The organism is Stenotrophomonas mexicanensis, assembly GCF_032911605.1.
GTDB lineage: Bacteria > Pseudomonadota > Gammaproteobacteria > Xanthomonadales > Xanthomonadaceae > Stenotrophomonas > Stenotrophomonas maltophilia_A.
On the sequence record NZ_JAWJTG010000019.1, the window covers coordinates 22,462 to 41,797 of the forward strand.

The 19,336-nt window shown below is 67.4% G+C and carries 16 protein-coding genes; 12 read left to right on the forward strand and 4 right to left on the reverse strand.

Annotated features, from left to right (window positions below):
• Positions 1–193: 193 nt before the first annotated feature.
• The 7 genes from R1L06_RS10045 to R1L06_RS10075 all read left to right on the forward strand — a co-directional run bounded on the left by R1L06_RS10045 (position 194) and on the right by R1L06_RS10075 (position 7,912).
• Positions 194–2,416: an NADP-dependent isocitrate dehydrogenase gene (locus tag R1L06_RS10045; protein ID WP_317217617.1), complete on the forward strand. Its 2,223-nt coding sequence runs from the start codon at positions 194–196 to the stop codon at positions 2,414–2,416.
• Positions 2,417–2,731: 315 nt separating this feature from the next.
• Entirely contained in the window at positions 2,732–3,697 is a 966-nt protein-coding gene (locus R1L06_RS10050) for a hypothetical protein (protein WP_121504244.1), read from the forward strand.
• The gene (locus tag R1L06_RS10055; protein WP_071229345.1) at positions 3,690–4,238 is read left to right on the forward strand and encodes a GTP-binding protein; all 549 of its coding nucleotides are present in this window, start codon (positions 3,690–3,692) and stop codon (positions 4,236–4,238) included. The genes R1L06_RS10050 and R1L06_RS10055 overlap by 8 nt, the downstream gene beginning before the upstream one ends.
• Positions 4,231–4,647: a roadblock/LC7 domain-containing protein gene (locus R1L06_RS10060; RefSeq protein WP_049401646.1), complete on the forward strand. Its 417-nt coding sequence runs from the start codon at positions 4,231–4,233 to the stop codon at positions 4,645–4,647. Before R1L06_RS10055 ends, R1L06_RS10060 begins: the two co-directional genes overlap by 8 nt.
• A 53-nt stretch (positions 4,648–4,700) precedes the next feature.
• Positions 4,701–5,060, forward strand: coding sequence for a hypothetical protein (locus tag R1L06_RS10065; RefSeq protein WP_005419760.1), 360 nt, complete (start codon positions 4,701–4,703; stop codon positions 5,058–5,060).
• A 169-nt stretch (positions 5,061–5,229) separates the two neighbouring features.
• A complete protein-coding gene (aceK, locus tag R1L06_RS10070; RefSeq protein WP_049424082.1) occupies positions 5,230–6,960 on the forward strand; it encodes a bifunctional isocitrate dehydrogenase kinase/phosphatase in 1,731 nt (576 codons plus the stop codon).
• Between the two features lie 61 nt (positions 6,961–7,021).
• The gene (locus R1L06_RS10075) at positions 7,022–7,912 is read left to right on the forward strand and encodes an energy transducer TonB (RefSeq protein ID WP_317217618.1); all 891 of its coding nucleotides are present in this window, start codon (positions 7,022–7,024) and stop codon (positions 7,910–7,912) included.
• A gap of 34 nt (positions 7,913–7,946) precedes the next feature.
• On the opposite strand, the gene R1L06_RS10080 is transcribed toward R1L06_RS10075, so the two are convergent.
• The 3 genes from R1L06_RS10080 to trxA all read right to left on the reverse strand — a co-directional run bounded on the left by R1L06_RS10080 (position 7,947) and on the right by trxA (position 12,032).
• On the reverse strand, positions 7,947–9,521 hold the full coding sequence (locus tag R1L06_RS10080; protein WP_032130287.1) for a sensor domain-containing diguanylate cyclase: 1,575 nt from the start codon (positions 9,519–9,521) through the stop codon (positions 7,947–7,949).
• A 210-nt stretch (positions 9,522–9,731) separates the two neighbouring features.
• Positions 9,732–11,474, reverse strand: coding sequence for a transcription termination factor Rho (rho, locus tag R1L06_RS10085; RefSeq protein ID WP_029379723.1), 1,743 nt, complete (start codon positions 11,472–11,474; stop codon positions 9,732–9,734).
• Between the two features lie 228 nt (positions 11,475–11,702).
• Positions 11,703–12,032: a thioredoxin gene (gene trxA, locus R1L06_RS10090; RefSeq protein WP_005411275.1), complete on the reverse strand. Its 330-nt coding sequence runs from the start codon at positions 12,030–12,032 to the stop codon at positions 11,703–11,705.
• 510 nt (positions 12,033–12,542) lie between these two features.
• Between trxA and rhlB the strand changes: the two genes are divergently transcribed.
• The 5 genes from rhlB (at position 12,543) to ung (ending at position 17,655) form a co-directional block, all read left to right on the forward strand.
• Complete coding sequence (gene rhlB, locus R1L06_RS10095; RefSeq protein ID WP_032129537.1) at positions 12,543–14,267, forward strand: ATP-dependent RNA helicase RhlB; 1,725 nt, start codon at positions 12,543–12,545, stop codon at positions 14,265–14,267.
• 177 nt (positions 14,268–14,444) lie between these two features.
• Positions 14,445–15,131, forward strand: a complete 687-nt coding sequence (gene ftsE / locus R1L06_RS10100) for a cell division ATP-binding protein FtsE (RefSeq protein ID WP_032129538.1) — start codon at positions 14,445–14,447, stop codon at positions 15,129–15,131.
• 3 nt (positions 15,132–15,134) lie between these two features.
• Positions 15,135–16,082 carry a permease-like cell division protein FtsX gene (gene ftsX / locus R1L06_RS10105; RefSeq protein WP_317217619.1) on the forward strand — a complete coding sequence of 316 codons (948 nt, stop codon included), beginning with the start codon at positions 15,135–15,137 and terminating at the stop codon, positions 16,080–16,082.
• 7 nt (positions 16,083–16,089) lie between these two features.
• On the forward strand, positions 16,090–16,932 hold the full coding sequence (locus R1L06_RS10110) for a response regulator (protein WP_032129540.1): 843 nt from the start codon (positions 16,090–16,092) through the stop codon (positions 16,930–16,932).
• Positions 16,933–16,941: 9 nt separating this feature from the next.
• Positions 16,942–17,655, forward strand: a complete 714-nt coding sequence (gene ung, locus R1L06_RS10115; protein ID WP_049400766.1) for a uracil-DNA glycosylase — start codon at positions 16,942–16,944, stop codon at positions 17,653–17,655.
• Between the two features lie 37 nt (positions 17,656–17,692).
• Here ung and R1L06_RS10120 read toward each other — a convergent pair whose 3' ends face one another.
• Entirely contained in the window at positions 17,693–19,228 is a 1,536-nt protein-coding gene (locus R1L06_RS10120; RefSeq protein WP_317217620.1) for a serine hydrolase domain-containing protein, read from the reverse strand.
• Positions 19,229–19,336 lie beyond the last annotated feature (108 nt).

A 19,336-nucleotide genomic window follows, 5' to 3' on the forward strand; every position in this document is an offset into this window, starting at 1 on the left:
AACGACGAAACACAGCGGTCCAGTACCGCCACGTATGGCACGGCTTTGCCCCGCGCGGCTGAAAACGCGACAATGCAGGGGTTTCCCCGCCGCGCGCCCACCCTGACGGCGGCGGGGGAAGTGACACGGTTGCACGTGGCCCGGCGCTGGCGCCGGCCTTCCCCTGAGCATTGCTACAGAGTCCAAGTCCCCCATGTCCAAGATCCTCTACACGCTGACCGACGAAGCACCGTTCCTGGCCACCCAGTCGCTGCTGCCGATCGTCGACGCCTATACCGCCACCGCAGGCATCGCGGTGGAAACCCGTGACATCTCGCTGTCCGGCCGCATCCTGTCGCTGTTCCCGGAACTGCTGAGCGACGCGCAGAAGGTCAGCGACGACCTGGCCGAGCTGGGCCAGCTGGCGACCACCCCGGACGCCAACATCATCAAGCTGCCGAACATCTCCGCTTCGGTGCCTCAGCTGAAGGCGGCCATCAAGGAACTGCAGGACCAGGGCTATCCGCTGCCGGATTACCCGGAAACCCCGGCTGACGACCAGCAGCGCGACTACAAGGCGCGCTATGACAAGGTCAAGGGCAGCGCGGTGAACCCGGTGCTGCGCGAAGGCAACTCCGACCGCCGCGCACCGCTGTCGGTGAAGAACTATGCGCGCAAGCACCCGCACCGCATGGGCGCCTGGGCCTCGGATTCGAAGTCGCACGTCGCGCACATGGCTGCCGGTGATTTCTACGGCAGCGAAAAGTCGGCCACCCTGACCAACGCCGGTTCGCTGAAGATCACCTTCCACGGCAAGGACGGCAGCACCGTCGTGCTGAAGGAAAAGACCGCGGTCAAGGCCGGCGAGATCGTCGACGCCGCCGTCATGAGCCGCAAGGCACTGGCCGCCTTCATCGGCGAGCAGATCGCCGATGCCAAGGCCCAGGGCGTGCTGTTCTCGCTGCACCTGAAGGCGACCATGATGAAGGTCTCCGACCCGATCATGTTCGGCGTGGCGGTCAACGAGTTCTACAAGGACGTGCTGGCCAAGCACGCCGACGTGCTCAAGCAGGCGGGTTTCGATGCCAACAACGGCATCGGTGACCTGGCCGCACGCCTGCCGTCGCTGCCGGAAGCCACCCGCGCTGCGATCGAAGCCGACCTCGCCGCCGAGTACGCACAGCGTCCGGGCGTGGCCATGGTCAACTCGGACAAGGGCATCACCAACCTGCACGTGCCGAGCGACGTGATCGTCGACGCCTCGATGCCGGCGATGATCCGCGACTCCGGCAAGATGTGGAACGCCGAAGGCAAGCTGCAGGACACCAAGGCGGTCATTCCGGATCGCTGCTACGCCGGTGTGTACCAGGCCGTCATCGACGACTGCAAGGCGCACGGCGCCTTCGACCCGGCCACCATGGGTTCGGTGCCGAACGTCGGCCTGATGGCGCAGAAGGCCGAAGAGTACGGCTCGCACGACAAGACCTTCCAGATCGCTGCCGATGGCGTGGTCAAGGTCACTGACGATGCCGGCACCGTGGTGTTCGAGCACGCCGTGGAAGCCGGTGACATCTGGCGCATGTGCCAGACCAAGGACGCGCCGATCCAGGACTGGGTGAAGCTGGCCGTCGAACGCGCCCGCCTGAGCAGCACCCCGGCCGTGTTCTGGCTCGATGCCGCCCGCGCCCACGACGCGCAGGTCATCGCCAAGGTCGAGCAGTACCTGAAGAGCCACGACACCAGCGGCCTGGATATCCGCATCCTGCCGCCGGTGGAAGCCACCGCGTTCTCGCTGGACCGCATCCGCAAGGGCGAGGACACCATCTCGGTGACCGGCAACGTGCTGCGCGACTACCTGACCGACCTGTTCCCGATCATGGAGCTGGGCACCAGCGCCAAGATGCTGTCGATCGTGCCGCTGATGGCCGGTGGCGGCCTGTTCGAGACCGGCGCCGGTGGTTCGGCCCCGAAGCACGTGCAGCAGTTCGTTGAAGAGGACTACCTGCGCTGGGATTCGCTGGGCGAATTCCTGGCCTTGGCCGCGTCGCTGGAACACCTGGGCAACCGCTACGACAACGCCGCAGCCCGCGTGCTGGCCAAGGCGCTGGACGAAGCCAACGGCCAGTTCCTGGACAACGACAAGTCGCCGTCGCGCAAGCTGGGTGGCATCGACAACCGCGGCAGCCACTTCTACATCGCGCTGTACTGGGCGCAGGCGCTGGCCGCGCAGGACGAAGACGCCGCACTGAAGGCACGCTTCGCCCCGCTGGCCAAGGCGCTGACCGACAACGAGCAGAAGATCGTTGACGAGCTGATCGCGGTGCAGGGCAAGGCCGTGGACATCGGCGGCTACTACCGCCCGGACGTGGCCAAGGCCAGCAAGGCGATGCGCCCGAGCGCGACCTTCAACGCCGCGCTGGAGCAGCTGCGCGGCTGATCCATCGCCGCTCGGTGGTGATACCGGAACCCGCGCCTCGGCGCGGGTTTCTTTTTTGCAGGCCGCGGTGGGCTCTGGGGTCAGATCCCTCTGCACCGCAGGGCTCTGACCCCAGCCGAAAAGCGCGACATCCGTCGGCCGTCGGAATGCCGTCAAAGGGGCATGAAACTTGCCCGCGATGGCCGTCGCAGAACGGATAGGAGACAGCCTGCAACCGCCCTCGATCTGAGCAGTCGATCACGACGGCTGCCGCTGGCGATGCCCTAGCCTTGGCGACGCGAGGCCACCGGGGAGGTGGCCGCACGGGGAACACGGATGGCACGCGTGCTGGTAGTGGGAACCGACATCCAGGGCGAGCAGGCCCTGCTGCAGCGGCTGCGCGTGGCATCGGCCCTGCCGGATGGCCAGATCCGCCGCAGCCAGGACCTGGATGATTGCGATCTGCTGGTCATCCGCGATACGCCGGCGCTGCGCAACGCGGCCCAGCGCATGCGTCAGCAGCGTCCGCGACTGCAGTGCTGGATCGAAGACCTGGGCGGCCAGCTGCGTGACGGTGATGGGCACCAGGACGTACTTGACGATGGTGCCATCGGCCGCGCGCTGCGCCGCATGCAGTTGGCACCGGAGCCCATGGCCATGCACGCACCCGCACCGATCCGTCTGGCCGATGGTGCACACGCCATCACCCGCCTGCTGCGCGAGCGGCTGCCGCTGCGACAGGGGCAGGCACTGTTGAGTGATGCGGGCGAGCCTCTGCTGCTGATGGATCTGGAGCACGACCAGGCCGTGCTGCTGCAGGAACCGGCTGCGGCGCTGGTAGAGCGTCTGGCCGATGCCTTCGAACGCCTGCAACTGGATGCGCTGACACCCGCACGCCTGCAGGCGCTGGCCGGTGAGCGGCCACGCCAGCCACTGCGACCGCTGCTGTGGCAGTGGGCACAGCGCAGCCGCCATTGGCAGGCATTGGACGAACGCCTGCGTGGCGCTTCAGTGAAGCTGCTGCGCTGGCCGGACTTCCGCGTACTGGGCCACGACCATGATGGCTTCCGCCTGTGTTCGCTGCTGCTCAAGCGCGCGTGCACGGTTGACGAGTGCGTGATGCTGCTTGATTTGCCGGCTGCGGCGGTGCGCGATTTCATCCATGCCGCCTACCTGTGCGGCTACGCGCAGCTGCAGACTGCACCGGCGACGCCGCTGATGGCGACAGGTGGCACCCGCACCGACAACGGCCTGCTTGCCCGCCTGTGGCGGCACCTGCGCGGGAGCGAACGCAATGCGTGAGCACAAGGTGGTGGTGCTGGGCGGCATGGGCAGCGGCAAGTCGACCCTCGTACGCAGCATCGCGGTTGGCGCGGTGGTCGACACGGATGTGGCCAACAGTGATCGCCTTGGCGCCGACAAGGCGTCCACCACCGTGGCGCTGGACTACGCAGACATCGACCTGCCCAATGGCGAACGCCTGCGGTTGTACGGAACACCCGGCCAGCAGCGTTTCGATTTCCTGTGGCCGATCCTGCTGCAGGGCGCGCGTGGCGCGGTGCTGCTGCTGGATGCGCGTCGTGCCGGGCTGGCCAGCGAGCTGGAGGACTACCTGCAGGTGCTGCAGCCGTTCGCATCATCCTTGGCACTGGTGGTGGCGGTCACCCACCTGGACCAGGCACCGCAGGCCGCACTGGATGACTGGGCCGCCCGTGCCAGCCTTGACGACCAACCACTGCCGCTGCTGGCGGTGGATGCCCGCGACCGCGAACAGGGACTGTTGCTGATGGATGTACTGATGAGCGAAATGGAAGCGCACGCACTGGTGGCGGCGCATGGCTGACGGGCAGATGGCGGTACTGCCCGATGCCGGTCAGCGTGAGCGCCTGCAGCCGCTGCTGCAGGACCTGCAGCAGCGCGTGGAAGGCGTGCGCACGGTGGTGCTGGCCAGTGTCGATGGCTTCGCCCTGGTCAGTGCCGGGGCCGAAGGGCGCGGTGAGCGGCTGGCGGCGATGACCAGCGCGATGCTGGCGCTGGCCGCGGCAGTTGGCCGCGAACTGCTGCTGGGCGATCTGCAGACGCTGATGCTGGAGGCCGCGGGCGGCAAGGTGCTGATGCTGGCGATCCAGGCCGAAGGGCGCGCACCGCTGCTGCTGATGGCGGCCTGCGACCAGCGCAGCGTGATCGGCCAGGTGCTGTGGCAGAGCAGGGAATGTGGCCAGGCGATCCTGGCCGAACTCGGCGGATCGTGAGCCCGGCCGCAGGGGAACGAGGGGCTCGAACCAACATCGACAAGGGGTGCGACGTGGCTGGATTGAATGAATCGTTGAACGCACTGATGGGCATCGACGGCGCGCAGGCAGTGGCGCTGGTCGACTACGAAAGCGGCATGCTGCTGGGCGAAGCCGGTGCCGGCATGGACATGGAAGTGGCCGCCGCCGGCAACACTGAAGTGATCCGCGCCAAGATGAAGACCGCCGCGTCGCTGAACCTCAACGACAGCATCGAGGACATCCTGATCTCGCTGGGCAAGGCGTACCACATCATGCGCCCGGTGGCGAAGAAGAAGGGCCTGTTCTTCTACATCGTGCTGGACCGGACCAAATCCAACCTGGCGCTGGCGCGGCGCAAGGTGCAGGACGTAGAGGCCGAACTGGCGATCTGATCCACCGGCGCGTTGTAGAGTCGAGCTTGCTCGACTGCTTCTGCCCCTGCCTTCTGTAGAGTCGAGCCATGCTCGACTTCGGCCAAAAGCAGTCGAGCATGGCTCGACTCTACACAAGCCACCCCACGCCAGCGTATGGTGGAGACGGTCCTCCCCGGGTACGCCGTGCATGTCAGAGCCTGTCATCGCAACCGTACTGGCGCCGCGTATCGCCGGTGCCATCCGCGATGGTTTCGAGCAGTACCATGCCCGCTTCGCGGCGATCACCGCGCGGGCGCGGCAGCGCTTCGAGCAGCGCGATTGGGCTGGTGCGCGACAGGATGCGGTCGAGCGCATCGCCCTGTACGACCTGTGCATCGCCGAGCAGATGGATGCGTTGCGCCGCCTCGCCGGTGACGCGATCGGCGAGCGTGCGCTGTGGCTGCAGGTGCACGCGCAGTACAGCGGGCTGCTGCAGGGCCTGATCGACGCCGAGCTGTACAAGACCTTCTACAACACGCTGTCGCGGCGCCTGTTCGCTACCCGCGGCGTGGACCCGGCGCTGGAATTCATTGCTTTCGACGTCGAGCCCTCCGATGCAATCACCCATCCTGTCGCGCGGCATACCTACGCGGTCTCGCCGACGCGGCCGGTGGAGGCCCTGCAACGCGTGCTGGCCGACTACCGTTTCGACATCCCCTATGCGCACCAGCTGCGCTGTGCGGCGGCCATCGCCGTGCGCCTGCAGGACGACCTCGCCCATTGGGGGGACACGCCGGTACGCAGCATCGAACTGCTCGACACGGTGTTCTACCGCGAGCGCCGCGCTTACCTGGTTGGCCGCGTGTTCGGCGAGCATCGCTTTTCGCCATGCGTGATTGCCCTGGTCAACGATGCGCGCGGCCTGCGTGCCGATGCGGTACTGACCCGGCGCCGCGATGTCGCCCATCTGTTTGGCGTGTCGCGCAGCTACTTCCAGGCTGACCTGGGTACGGTGGGCGACGCGGTGGTGTTCCTGCGCAGCCTGCTGCCGGGCAAGCCGATCGACGAGATCTACACGGTGCTGGGACGTGCCAAGCAGGGCAAGACCGAGCGCTACCGAACCTTCTTCCGCCACTTCAACGAGCATCCGCAGGAACGGCTGGTGCATGCCGAAGGCACGCCGGGCATGGTCATGGCGGTGTTCACCCTGCCCAGTTATCCATTGGTGTTCAAGCTGATCCGCGACCGTTTCGCCTGGCCCAAGGCAATGTCGCGGCAGCAGGTGGAAGAGAAGTACGCGCTGGTGTTCAATCTCGATCGTGTCGGCCGCCTGCTTGATGCGCAGCCTTATCGCCACCTGCGTTTCCCGCGCGAGCGCTTCGCGCCGGCCCTGCTGGAAGAGCTGCTGCAGCAGTGCGCGCAGAGCGTACGTGTCGATGGCGACGAGGTCGAAGTCGCACTGTGCTATGTGCAACGTCGTTTCCGTCCTTTGAACCTGTACCTGCGCGAGCAGTCCGGCGAGGCGGTGCGCGCGGCGGTGCTCGACTACGCGCAGGCGATCACCGACATGGCGCGCAACAACATCTTCCCCGGCGACATGCTGCCAAAGAACTTCGGTGTGTCACGGCACGGCCGGGCCGTGTTCTATGACTATGACGAGCTGTGCCTGGTCAGCGACTGCGTGTTCCGCGCCTGGCCGCAGCCACGCACGCCAGAGGAAGCGATGGCCGACGAGCCGTGGTTCCATGTCGGCCCTCGCGACGTGTTTCCCGAGCGCTTCGGTCCGTTCATGGGCCTGCCTGCTGCGGAGCTGGCAGCCGTGCGCGAGCACTACCGGCACCTGTTCGACCCGGGCTGGTGGCAGGGCCTGCAGGAACGCTTCGCCCGGGGTGATTATCCGGACACGCCGCCCTACGCGGGCGCACACCGGCTGGCGTGAACCGGCTGTCATCGCGGCTGGGACTGGGATAGGCTCGCCGTTCATCACCAAGGATCCGGCAATGATGCGTTCCCCACTGTTTCTCGCCCTCGCGCTGGCCGTAGCTGCCGGCGCCCCCCTGCTTGCAGGCGATGCAACTGCGCAGACCGCACGTGCTGTACGTGCGACTGCGGAAATGAGCATGGTGCTGTCCGGTCATATCGAGGTCACGCCGGAGGGCGCGGTCCGTTCGCTGGTGCTGGACCAGAAAGCCATGGTGGCCCCGAGCATCGCCTCCTTCGTGGAAGGCACCATCGGTGGCTGGCGCTTCGAGCCCACGCTGCGTGATGGCCAGGCGGTGGCCACGCGGGCCCCTTTGCGCGTTCGCCTGCGCGGCAAGGCTGCGGCCGATGGCGGTTATGAAATCAGCATGACCAGTGTCGACTTCAGCGAGTACGATCCGAAGGCCACCGATTCGGTGACCCAGCTGCACATGACGCCGCCGCGCTACCCGGAAGCGGCCTACCGTAACGGTGGCCAGGGTGAGGTGCTGCTGTTGGTCAAGGTGGCCCGTGACGGAACGGTGGCCGATGTGGCCGCCGAGCAGGTGAACATGGCCGTGGTCGCACCTGAGCGGACCCTGGCCAAGATGCGCGACATCCTGGCCAGAGCCAGTGTCAGCACCGCCCGCACGTGGACCTTCAAGCCGCCGACCACCGGCGAGGACAGCACCCGGGACAGCTGGACGGTTCGCATCCCGGTGAACTTCGCCCTGAACAATGATCCCAATGCAGTGGCGGAACGCTATGGCCGCTGGCGCGCCTTCATTCCGGGGCCGCGGCAGACCGTCCCGTGGCGCGAGGCGGACCCGGTCGAGCAGGTCGGCAGCGATCTGCTGCCGGAAGGCGGCGTCTACATGGTGGATGGCGCCAAGCGCGGCCTGCGCCTGCTGACCCCGCTGGCGCAGGGCTGAGACCCGCTGCGGAGCCGGGCAGCCCGGCTCCGCGTCAGTCGGCGTACGGGTAGACCACCACCCGGTTGCGGCCCTGTTCCTTGGCCATGTACAGCGCCTTGTCGGCCAGCCGCAGCGCCTGTTCTGCGTCGACATGGAAGCTGGGGAAGTGGGCCACGCCCAGCGATACGGTGATGGTGCCGACCGGTTCGAACGGATGGTCGGCGATGTGCTGGCGCAGGCGTTCACCGGCCTGGCGGGCCGATTCAGTACTGATGCCCGGCAGCAGCAGCAGGAACTCCTCGCCGCCGGCGCGGCAGAGGATGTCGCTGTCGCGCGAGTAGCGGCGCATCTGGTCGGCGATGTGGACGATGGCGTTGTCGCCGACGTCATGCCCGTAACTGTCGTTGATCGACTTGAAGCGATCGATGTCCAGCGCCAGGATCGCGAACGGAATGCCCTGCACCTGCAGCGCATCCAGCGCCTGCTGCAGCCCGCGGCGGTTGAGCAGGCCGGTCAGCGGGTCGGTGCGGCTGGCACGGTTGAGCGTGCCGATACGATCCTGCAGCGCATTGAAGCTGTGCAGCACCGCCTGTTTGAGCTGGGCGACCTCGAAGTACCAGGCGCGGATGCCGCTGACGTGGTTGATCGCGTTGCCGGTGTCCTCGCCGCCCTGCACGTTGCGCGCCAGTTGCCACAGCGGCATCGAAATGCGGCGCGCGAACCACCAGGTGACCAGCAGCGACAGCAGGCCGAGTGGAATCGCATTCCAGATCACTGCGGTCATCAACCGCGACAGCGGCTGCAGGGTGGCCTCGGTCGGGCGCTGCGCGATGATGCCCCAGCCGGTGGCCGCCACCGGTGCATAGCCGGCCAGCATCGACACGCCGCGGTTGTTGCGTACCTGCTGTGCGCCCCGTTCTCCGCGCACCACGGCCTTCACCGCCGGGTTGCCGACCACGTAGTCACCCACCCGCTTGCCATCGGCGTGGTACAGCAGGCGGCCATTGCGGTCCACCACGTACAGGTAGGAACCGTCGCGGTAGTAGTGCTTGCCCAGCAGCGTGTGCAGTGCACTGCGCTGGCGCAGGTACAGGGTGCCGCTGACATAGCCGCGATAGCGGCCCTGGCGGTCGAAGATCGGGTGCGACAGCGACACCAGCAGCTTGCCGGTGGCCGATTGGTAGGGATCGCTGATCATCGGCTGGCGCGCCGCCAGTGCCGCGTTGTTGCCGACACTGTGCAGCACCTCACCCTGCAGCTGCAGGGTCTGCGGCGAGGTGGCGATCACCAGGCCGTCGGCGTCCACCACCAGTGAGGAGTTGAAGCTGCTGGACTGCAGCTGCAGGCGGCTGGCTTCATCCTGGGCCTGCTTCGGATCAAGGTCGTCCTCGCCCAGGCGGGTCGCGGCATAGGCCAGCTGCTGCTGCGCGGCCAGCAGGAAGTTCTGGGTGGTCTCGGCCAGCTTGGTGGCGTAGACGCGGTTGGCTTCCAGGGTATTGCCAACCAGCTGGTCGCGCTGCACCCGGTAGCTGGCCAGCAGGGTATTGGCCAGCGCGATGATGGCGCTGAGCAGGGCCAGGGCGAGGATCAGCTTGCCCAGGTTGAGGCGGGGGGACAGCGTTCGCATGCGTCGACGGATCCGGCAGGAGGCTGGACCCGACCGGTTCTCCGGAAGGGGCGACAGCGGGAATCGGTGGCAGGGCCCACGGGGGCCGGGCAGGGTATCGCGCGGATTATCGCCAAAAGCGGGCGCGAGCGAAGTGAAGTGCGTCGCCCTGCAGGCAAAAAAAAACCTGCCGCAGCGAGCGGCAGGTTTCTTCTGATGCAGCGCCAGGGATCAGCGCTTCATCGAACCGAAGAACTCGTCGTTGGACTTGGTGTTCTTCATCTTGTCCAGCAGGAACTCCATCGCGGCCATTTCATCCATCGGATGCAGCAGCTTGCGCAGGATCCAGATCTTCTGCAGCAGCTCCGGTTCGATCAGCAGGTCTTCGCGGCGGGTGCCGGAACGGTTGATGTCGATGGCCGGGAACACGCGCTTTTCAGCGATACGGCGGCTCAGGTGCACTTCGCTGTTGCCGGTGCCCTTGAACTCTTCGTAAATCACCTCGTCCATCTTCGAGCCGGTGTCGACCAGCGCGGTGGCGATGATGGTCAGGCTGCCGCCTTCTTCCACGTTGCGCGCGGCACCGAAGAAGCGCTTCGGGCGGTGCAGGGCGTTGGCGTCCACACCACCGGTCAGCACCTTGCCCGAGCTCGGCACCACGTTGTTGTAGGCGCGGGCCAGGCGGGTGATCGAGTCGAGCAGGATCACCACGTCCTTCTTGTGCTCGACCAGGCGCTTGGCGCGCTCGATGACCATTTCGGCCACCTGCACGTGGCGCGCGGCCGGCTCGTCGAAGGTCGAGCTGATGACCTCGCCGCGCACGGTGCGCTGCATTTCGGTCACTTCTTCCGGGCGCTCGTCGATCAGCAGCACGATCAGGTGCACGTCCGGATGGTTGGTGGTGATGGCGGTGGCGACCTGCTGCATCATCATGGTCTTGCCGGCCTTCGGCTGCGACACGATGAGCGAGCGCTGGCCCTTGCCCTGCGGGGCCATCAGGTCGAGGATGCGGCCGGTGATGTCTTCCGACGAACCGTTGCCGCGCTCCAGGGTGAAGCGGCGGCGCGGGAACAGTGCGGTCAGGTTCTCGAACAGCACCTTGTTCTTCGACGCTTCGATCGGCTCGCCGTTGATGGTGTCGACGATGTTCAGCGCGAAGTAGCGCTCGCCGTCCTTCGGGAAGCGGATGCGGCCGGAGATGTGGTCGCCGGTGCGCAGGTTGAAGCGGCGGATCTGGCTGGGCGAGATGTAGGTGTCGTCCGGGCCGGCCAGGTAGCTGGCTTCAGCCGCGCGCAGGAAGCCGAAGCCGTCCGGCAGGATTTCCAGCACGCCGTCGGCGGCGACGCCGTCACCGTGGCGGGTCAGCACCTTCAGCAGGGCGAAGATCACGTCCTGCTTGCGGGCACGGGCCACGCCTTCGGAGATCTGCAGCTGCTCGGCGATTTCCAGCAGCTTCTGTGCCGGCATGCGCTTAAGGTCGCTCAGCGAGTAGACCGGGAAGCCCTCGGGTACGTTGGCGTGCGGGCGCGGCACGAACGGCTGCTGCTCGCCGCCGTCGTTGGGCAGGCCATCGTCGCGGAAGCGGTTGTTGCGGTCACGGTCGCGGCGGTTGCGGAAGCGGTCACGGCGGTTGCCCTGACCTTGCCCCTGGCCCTGCTGGCCGTTCTGGTTGTACGGGTTCTGGCCCTGGTTCTGGCCGCCCCCCTGGTGGTTCTGCTGGCGCGGCTGGCCGGATTCGCGACCCTCACCGCCTTCGCCACCGCCACTGCTGGCAGGGGCCTCGGCGGCGGGCGCGCTCGGTGCAGGGGCAGCAGCCGGTGCCTCGGGCGCGGCGGCCAGCGGCAGGGTCGGCTGCGCCGGCGCGGCGCTGGTTTCGGCGGCTGCCGGAGCGGCGGCCTTGCTCACGCGGGGCTTGCGCACGCGCTTTTCGGCGGGCGCATCGGCGCTGCCGGTTTCGGAAGTGTTATCGGACAAGAGCGTTATTCCTCGCTTGAAGGTGCGAGCGCCCGGCTGGGGCGGCGAACGTTGGGAATGGGTCTGGAAGAAACTGCGTCCAGAAGGTGCGGCACGCGAACGCGGCCGGATATGCCGACACTATCATCGGCCTGCGGCGCCACGCAAGGGTCGCCGGGAACAGCATTCATCATGGGCGCGGGGCGCCCGCCGGCAGCCGCGGTCGGCGGCTGCCGGAGAACAGCAGGATCAGGCCAGGGCCTTGTCCAGCAGGCCGGCCAGCTGGGCCTTGCCCACCGCACCGATCTGCTCGCCGACCTTCTCGCCGTCCTTGAAAACGACCAGGTACGGAATCGAACGCACGTGGTACTTGGCGGCCAGCGCACGGTTGTGGTCGACGTTGACCTTGGCGATCTTGGCGCGGCCCTGGTAGGCATCGGCCAGTTCGTCCAGCGCCGGGGCGATCATCTTGCACGGGCCACACCACTCGGCCCAGAAATCGACCAGCACCGGTTCCTTGGAATTCAGCACTGCGCTATCAAAGTCGGCGTCGCCGACATGTACAACCTTGTCGCTCATCTTGGTTTCTCGTCTTGGATTGCACCCGGCCATGCCGGAGGTGGGTGAACTGGGCCATGCCCGGTGGCGCGACCCTCGTCGTTGCCTCGCGGCGCACTGCCGCGGTGCGTTCGGCGGGATGCCTGGACGCTCACGGCCGGCAGTGTACCCCTATCGCAGGGCGGGGACAGGCGCCGGCTGGAACCCAGCGTATCGTGATCGCTTCGATGCCTGGTATGTGTCGGATTTCACTGTCTTCCTGTACATGGGGCTGGCAGCGGGCGACACCAGCGGCCCTGGCAGGGCCGTTCAAGTCCGGTGTGGCTGGGTGAAGGGTGCCGTCTCTTGACTTTATGAGACAGCTCATTCCGGTTTGCCGGCCCGAGTGCGTTAAACTGGGGCATTGTGCGGCGCGCGGACCGGGTGGTCCCAGCCTGCCAACCCGCCGCAGGGGCCGCAGTTTGCGACGGTGCCCCTAGACGATGAAGTGCCAGCCGCCCCACGGGCCGGCGGCCATACCAAGACGGACTCATGAGCGACAAACCGCTGACCGATTTGACCTTCTCCTCCTTCGAGCTGCATCCGGCCCTGCAGGCCGGCCTTGAAGGAGCCGGATTCACCCGCTGCACCCCGATCCAGGCGCTGACCCTGCCGGTCGCGCTGCCCGGTGGTGATGTTGCCGGCCAGGCCCAGACCGGCACCGGCAAGACCCTGGCCTTCCTGGTCGCTGTCGTGAACCGCCTGCTGACGCGTCCGGCCCTGGCCGACCGCAAGCCGGAGGATCCGCGCGCGCTGATCCTCGCCCCGACCCGCGAACTGGCCATCCAGATCCACAAGGATGCAGTGAAGTTCGGTTCCGACCTGGGCCTGCGTTTTGCCCTGGTCTACGGCGGCGTGGATTACGACAAGCAGCGCGAACTGCTGCAGCAGGGCGTGGACGTGATCATCGCCACCCCGGGCCGCCTGATCGACTACGTGAAGCAGCACAAGGTGGTCTCGCTGCACGCCTGCGAGATCTGCGTGCTGGACGAAGCCGACCGCATGTTCGACCTGGGCTTCATCAAGGACATCCGCTTCCTGCTGCGCCGCATGCCCGAGCGCACCACCCGCCAGACCCTGCTGTTCAGTGCCACCCTCAGCCACCGCGTGCTGGAGCTGGCCTACGAGCACATGAACGAACCGCAGAAGCTGGTGGTTGAAGCCGAGACCATCACCGCCGCGCGCGTGCGCCAGCGCATCTACTTCCCGGCCGACGACGAGAAGATCCCGCTGCTGCTGGGCCTGCTGTCGCGCAGCGAAGGCGCGCGCACCATGGTCTTCGTCAACACCAAGGTGTTCGTCGAACGCGTCGCCCGTTCGCTGGAAAAGGCCGGTTACCGTGTTGGCGTGCTGTCCGGCGACGTGCCGCAGAAGAAGCGTGAGAGCCTGCTCAACCGCTTCCAGAAGGGCCAGCTGGAAATCCTGGTGGCCACCGACGTGGCCGCGCGCGGCCTGCACATCGATGGCATCAAGTACGTCTACAACTACGACCTGCCGTTCGACGCCGAAGACTACGTGCACCGCATCGGCCGTACCGCGCGCCTGGGCGAAGAGGGTGATGCGATCAGCTTCGCCTGCGAACGCTATGCGATGGGCCTGCCGGACATCGAGGCCTACATCGAGCAGAAGATTCCGTCCGAGCCGGTCACCAAGGAACTGCTGACCCCGCTGCCGCGCCCGGAACGCCCGGCCCCGGCTGCAGGCGAGGAAGGCGAGGACAACGAAAGCGTCGGCCAGATCTTCCGCGAAGCGCGCGAAGCCCGCGCTGCCGAGGAAGAGCGCCGTGGCGGTGGCCGTAGTGGCGGCCGTTCCGGCAGTGGTGGTGGCCGCGGTGGCCGCGACGGTGAGCGCAGCGGCGAGCGCCGTTCGCGTGGCCCGCGCAAGCCGCGCGTGGAAGGCGAGCAGGGCGCTGCCGCCCCGGCCGCCGGTGCCGAAGGCGCTGCCGCGCAGGCCCCGCGTCCGCCGCGCCCGCCGCGTGCTGAAGGCGCACCGGAAGGTGCGGTGGACGGTGAGCACAAGCCGCGCAAGCGCCGTCGTCGTCGCCACGGCCGTCCGGTCGAAGGTGCCGAGGGTGTGCAGAACGCCGCCGGCAATGGCGCCAGCCCGGTCACCCCGGTGCAGGTGGTGGCCAAGCCGGTGCGCACGGCTGCTGATACCGGCGATTCGTTCCTGACCCGCATCGGCCGCAAGATCCGCCGGATGCTGTCGGGCAGCTGATCGGCGCTGCCGATCAGCGGATAGCACCCGACCGTTGGTCGGGTGGCTTTAAGGGTGTGCCGACCAACGGTCGGCACCCAACCTGGCCGGCAACCCACACAGCCGCCGACCAGCGGCCGGCACGACCGATCGTATGACCGTCTCCACGACGTCGCGCCGGTCCTGCATAATCGGGGCATGAGTGTCCTGCGCTTCGACAATGTCAGCAAACAGTACGCCGGTGGCCACGAGGCGCTGACCGATGTCAGCTTCGAGGTCGCGCCGGGCGAGATGCTGTTCGTCACCGGCCATTCCGGTGCGGGCAAGAGCACCCTGCTCAAGTTGATCCACCTGGACGAGCGGCCCAGCCGCGGCGCGGTGGTGTTCGACGAGCGCAACCTGCTGAAGGTGCGCGGCGGCGACGTGCCCCGCCATCGACGCGCGGTCGGCGCGGTCTACCAGGACCACCGCCTGCTGATGGACCGCTCTATTGCCGAGAACGTGGCGCTGCCGCTGATCCTGCGCGGCACCCGCCGTAGCGACATCAACAAGCGTGTGCGCTCGGTGCTGGAGCGGATGGGCCTGGGCCATCGCGAGAAGGCGCTGCCCTCGCAGCTGTCGGCCGGTGAGCAGCAGCGCGTCGGCATCGCCCGCGCCATTGTCGGTGAGCCCAAGCTGCTGGTGGCCGATGAGCCGACCGGCAACCTCGACCCGACCCTGGCGGCGGAGATCATGGCCCTGTTCGCCGAGCTGCCCGCGCGCGGCACCAGCGTGCTGGTGGTCAGTCACGACCTGCCGCTGTTGCGCCGCATGCGCAAGCGCGTGCTGATCCTTGACCACGGCCGGCTGGTGGATGACATCTCGCCGCAGGACCTGGCGGAGTAATCGATGGCGAAGAACGAAAACAGCGAAGCCGCCGCCCCGTCGCGTGTGGGCGTCTGGTTCCAGCACCACGTGCACAGCGTGGTGTTCAGCCTCGGCCGCGCCTGCCGCAAGCCGTGGGCGACCCTGCTGACGGTGATGGTCATGGCGCTGGCGCTGGCCCTGCCGCTGGGCCTGTCGATCGCGCTGGACAACCTCAAGCAGTTCGCCGGCAGCGTGCAGCAGTCGCGCGACATCAACGTGTTCCTGAAGGGCAACGTCGATGGTCCCGGCGCGCTGCGCCTGTCCGGCCAGCTGCGCGATCGCGATGACGTGGCCGAAGTGAACGTGCGCACGCCCGAGCAGGGCCTGCAGGAACTGCGCGATGCCGGCCTCGGCGAGGCGATCGATGCACTCAACGACAATCCACTGCCCTCGCTGCTGGTGATCACCCCCGGCCAGGGCAAGGACGACGCGCGCCTGGCGCGCGCGCTGGAAAGCCTGCCTGAGACCGACCTGGTGCAGCACGATGCGCTGTGGCGCCAGCGCCTGGATGCCTGGCTCGCGTTCGGTGCGCGGCTGGTGCAGGTGCTGTCGGTGCTGCTCGGCGTGGGCGCCGCACTGGTGGTCGGCAACACCGTGCGCCTGGACATCCAGGCCCGCCGCGAAGAGATCGGCGTGCTGCAGCTGCTCGGCGCCAGTGATGGCTTCATCCGCCGCCCGTTCCTGTACCTGGGCGCGTGGTATGGCCTGGGTGCCGGCGCAGTGGCGCTGGCCCTGATTGCTGCGGCCGGCGCTGCCTTGCGCGTGCCGCTGGCCGAACTCTCGCGCAGCTACGGCAGCCCGTTCGTGCTGCACGGCCTGGACCTGCTGCATGGCAGCCTGGTCCTGCTCGGCACACTGCTGCTGGGCTGGCTGGGCGCGTGGCTGGTGACCGGCCACTTCCTTCGCCAGACCCGCCCGACCGACACCTGAGACCGGCATGCAACCGCAAGCGCTGAAGCACCTTGAAGGGCCCGCGACGCGGGTGATGGTGGTCGATGGGTCAAAGCTGGTCCGCAAGCTGATCGCCGACGTCCTGCAGCGCGACCTGCCGGGCGTGGAAGTGATCGGCTGCGACAGCATCGAGGATGCGCAGCTGGCGCTGGCGCAGGGCCCGGTGGATCTGGTGACCACCTCGCTGACCCTGCGTGATGGCGACGGTCTGGCACTGGCGCGGATGGTCCGCGAAGCCGCAGGCCAGGCCTATGTGCCGGTGATCGTGGTCTCCGGCGATGCCCAGCAGCATCTGGAGCAGCGCCGCTTCACCGAGTACGTCACCGACTATTTCGACAAGGCGCTGGGCCACGAGGCACTGGCGACCTTCATCCGCGGCTACGTGCAGCCGCAGACCATTCCCGGCGCCACCATCCTCTATATCGAGGACAGCCGCGTGGTCGCCGAGGCTACCAAGCGCATGCTGGAACGCCAGCAGTTGAACGTGCTGCACGTGGTCAGCGCCGAAGAGGCGTTCACCCTGCTCACTGCCGAGTCGCTGGGCCGCAGTCGCCACCGCATCGACCTGGTGCTGACCGACGTCACCCTGAAGGGCGAACTGAGCGGTCGCGACGTGGTGCAGCGCGTGCGCGTGGACTTCGGCTACGGCAAGCGTCGCCTGCCGGTGCTGGTGATGACCGGCGATGGCAACCCGCACAACCAGACCGGGCTGCTGCAGTCCGGTGCCAACGACCTGGTGCTCAAGCCGATCGAAGAGCGCCTGCTGGTCACCAAGGTGCTGTTCCAGCTGCGCCTGGCCCGGTTGAACGATGGACCCCTGATTCGATGAAGTGGCGTGATGATTGATGAAGTAGCCGGCACCCCGACGATCCAGCTCGAGCCGAGCTGGAAGCAGCATGTCGGCGATTACCTGATGCAGCCGCAGATGCGCGAGCTGTCCAGCTTCCTGCGCCAGCGCAAGGCCAGCGGTGCGGCGGTGTTCCCGCCCGGCCCGCAGATCTTCGCTGCCTTCGATGCCACGCCGTTCGAGCAGGTGAAGGTGGTGATCCTCGGCCAGGACCCGTACCACGGCCGTGGTCAGGCGCATGGGCTGAGCTTCTCGGTGGCGCCCGGAGTGCCGGTGCCGCCGTCGCTGCTGAACATCTACAAGGAGATCGAGAGCGATCTCGGTATCCCGCGTCCGGACCATGGCTGCCTGATCCCGTGGGCGCAGCGCGGTGTGCTGCTGCTCAATGCCGTGCTGACGGTGGAAGAGGGCCAGGCCGGTGCCCACCAGGGGCGTGGCTGGGAAGGTTTCACCGACCACGTTGTGGATGTGCTCAACCGCGAACGCGACGGCCTGGTGTTCATGCTCTGGGGCGCGTACGCGCAGAAGAAGGGCAAGGTCATCGACACCCGCCGCCACCGTGTGCTGAAGTCGCCGCACCCGTCGCCGCTGTCGGCCCACCGAGGCTTCCTGGGCTGCCAGCATTTCTCGATGGCCAACGAGTACCTGCAGCGCCGCGGCCAGGCCCCGATCGACTGGTCGCTGCCGCCACGCTCGGCGCTCTGAGCGGGCCGGGCAGTAGCCCGGCGCCGCCAGCGATGGATCAATGGCCCGCTGCTGGCGCGATATCCGCGCGCCGATAGTAGGCACGCGCGCCTTCGGCGATCACGCTGAGGGCTTGGACCGTGCCGTCGCCACCACGGTGGAACAGCAGCTCCGCACCTACGCTGCCGGCGAGGAAGCGAACAGGGGTCAGTGCCTGGAGCATGACGGCCTTGCCCCGTCCTGGAAGGCGCAGTTCCAGTCCCGCTTGGCCTGCCTGTACGTCCAACGTCGTGGCTTCGAACCAGTCAGCGAGACCGCCGCGGACGTCCATCGGCAGCGCGCCATCGAGTACGAAGTGGCCGCTGAAATCTGGGTAGCTGTCGCGCAGAAGCGCTGGGTCAAGCGTGCGGATGACTGGTTTGGCATTGTGGCCGAGTGCGTCGGAAAGGGCATTGCGGATTTCCCCGCGCAGTGCGGGGCCGTTGTCGCCATTGGTCAGGATGACGAATCCATCGCCGCTCTCCGGGTAGCCTTCGATGCCGGCGTGATAGCTGTCATTGCTGCCATTGTGGAAGAAGCGGCGACTGGCGCCGTTGCCGGCGAGCTCCGGTCCCAGGCCACGACCGGCCGGCGCCACTTCGCTGACCATCTGCAGGGCCAATGACTGCGGCAGCCATCCATCCTTGGTGCGGATGCTGCGCAGCAGGGCCGCGACGAACAGGCCCATGTCGTTGGCGCTGGTCCACAGCCCGGACGCCGCCTGTTCCGGAAAGCTCTGCCAGCCGCGTGGCAGGGCCTCCGGCAGGCCTTTGTTGTCGTGCGCATGGGCAACGTTGCCGTAGCCGGCAGGCAAGGGGCTCTGGTACGTGCTGCGGGACATGCCCAGTGGCGCGAACACCTCGCGACGTGCGACGTCGGCGAATGCTCTGCCCGTCAGGTCTTCGATCGCCAGCTGCACCACCGTGTAGCCGCCACCGGAATAGTCGACCTGCTGGCCGGGCGCGTGGATCAGGCGTATCGGTTCATTCTTTGCGGGCGCCAGTCCATCCAGTGTCTGCAGCAAGGTCGGCAAGCGTTCGGCGGGCTGGTAGTCCTGGAAGCCATGCACATTGAAGCCGGCGGTGTGCGAGAGCAGCATGCGCAGGTTGATCGGCGGGTGCAGTCCCTGCGCATCGGCAGGCACATGCCAGCGGCGCAGGCGTGGATCGATGTTCTCCTCCAGCGAGACCTTGCCGGCAGCAACCAGCTTCAGGGTGGTCGCCGCAGCGCCCATCTTGCTGACCGAGCCCACCGAGAACACGGTATCGGCATCCACCGCGTCGTGCGTGCCCGCCTGGCGCAGGCCGTATCCGGCGGCGTACACCACCTTGCCATCGCGGATCACCGCAACGGCGGCACCCGGCACCTTGTAATGGGCAAGGCGTTCCTCGATCGACCACTGCGGCAGCGCCGCGCCCAGCTGCGCGTTGCTGGGGCGCAGGCCATGGGCCATTGCCTGGGCAAAGCGCGCAGCGTCTTCAGCGCTGGCGTCAGTGGCCATCACGTGGAACGGGGTCAGGCAGACCAGCAGCGAACACAGCAACAGGCGGTTCATCATCGACATCCTTGCGGGAGTGGAAGAGGGTTGGGATCGGCGCAGGCGTTGCCACGCACGCCTGCCGCGTCCGATCGTTGCGGGTGGAGCAGGTTGCCGCCGCAGCGC

Excerpts from the sequence above, each read along its gene's own strand:
- R1L06_RS10080 (WP_032130287.1), bottom strand. The coding sequence starts at position 9,521 with ATGCGAACGCTGTCCCCCCGCCTCAACCTGGGCAAGCTGATCCTCGCC.
- R1L06_RS10055 (WP_071229345.1), top strand. The coding sequence starts at position 3,690 with ATGCGTGAGCACAAGGTGGTGGTGCTGGGCGGCATGGGCAGCGGCAAG.
- rhlB (WP_032129537.1), top strand. The coding sequence starts at position 12,543 with ATGAGCGACAAACCGCTGACCGATTTGACCTTCTCCTCCTTCGAGCTG.
- ung (WP_049400766.1), top strand. The coding sequence starts at position 16,942 with ATGATTGATGAAGTAGCCGGCACCCCGACGATCCAGCTCGAGCCGAGC.
- R1L06_RS10060 (WP_049401646.1), top strand. The coding sequence starts at position 4,231 with ATGGCTGACGGGCAGATGGCGGTACTGCCCGATGCCGGTCAGCGTGAG.
- trxA (WP_005411275.1), bottom strand. The coding sequence starts at position 12,032 with ATGAGCGACAAGGTTGTACATGTCGGCGACGCCGACTTTGATAGCGCA.
- ftsX (WP_317217619.1), top strand. The coding sequence starts at position 15,135 with ATGGCGAAGAACGAAAACAGCGAAGCCGCCGCCCCGTCGCGTGTGGGC.
- R1L06_RS10110 (WP_032129540.1), top strand. The coding sequence starts at position 16,090 with ATGCAACCGCAAGCGCTGAAGCACCTTGAAGGGCCCGCGACGCGGGTG.
- ftsE (WP_032129538.1), top strand. The coding sequence starts at position 14,445 with ATGAGTGTCCTGCGCTTCGACAATGTCAGCAAACAGTACGCCGGTGGC.
- R1L06_RS10075 (WP_317217618.1), top strand. The coding sequence starts at position 7,022 with ATGATGCGTTCCCCACTGTTTCTCGCCCTCGCGCTGGCCGTAGCTGCC.
- R1L06_RS10045 (WP_317217617.1), top strand. The coding sequence starts at position 194 with ATGTCCAAGATCCTCTACACGCTGACCGACGAAGCACCGTTCCTGGCC.
- R1L06_RS10120 (WP_317217620.1), bottom strand. The coding sequence starts at position 19,228 with ATGAACCGCCTGTTGCTGTGTTCGCTGCTGGTCTGCCTGACCCCGTTC.
- R1L06_RS10050 (WP_121504244.1), top strand. The coding sequence starts at position 2,732 with ATGGCACGCGTGCTGGTAGTGGGAACCGACATCCAGGGCGAGCAGGCC.
- aceK (WP_049424082.1), top strand. The coding sequence starts at position 5,230 with ATGTCAGAGCCTGTCATCGCAACCGTACTGGCGCCGCGTATCGCCGGT.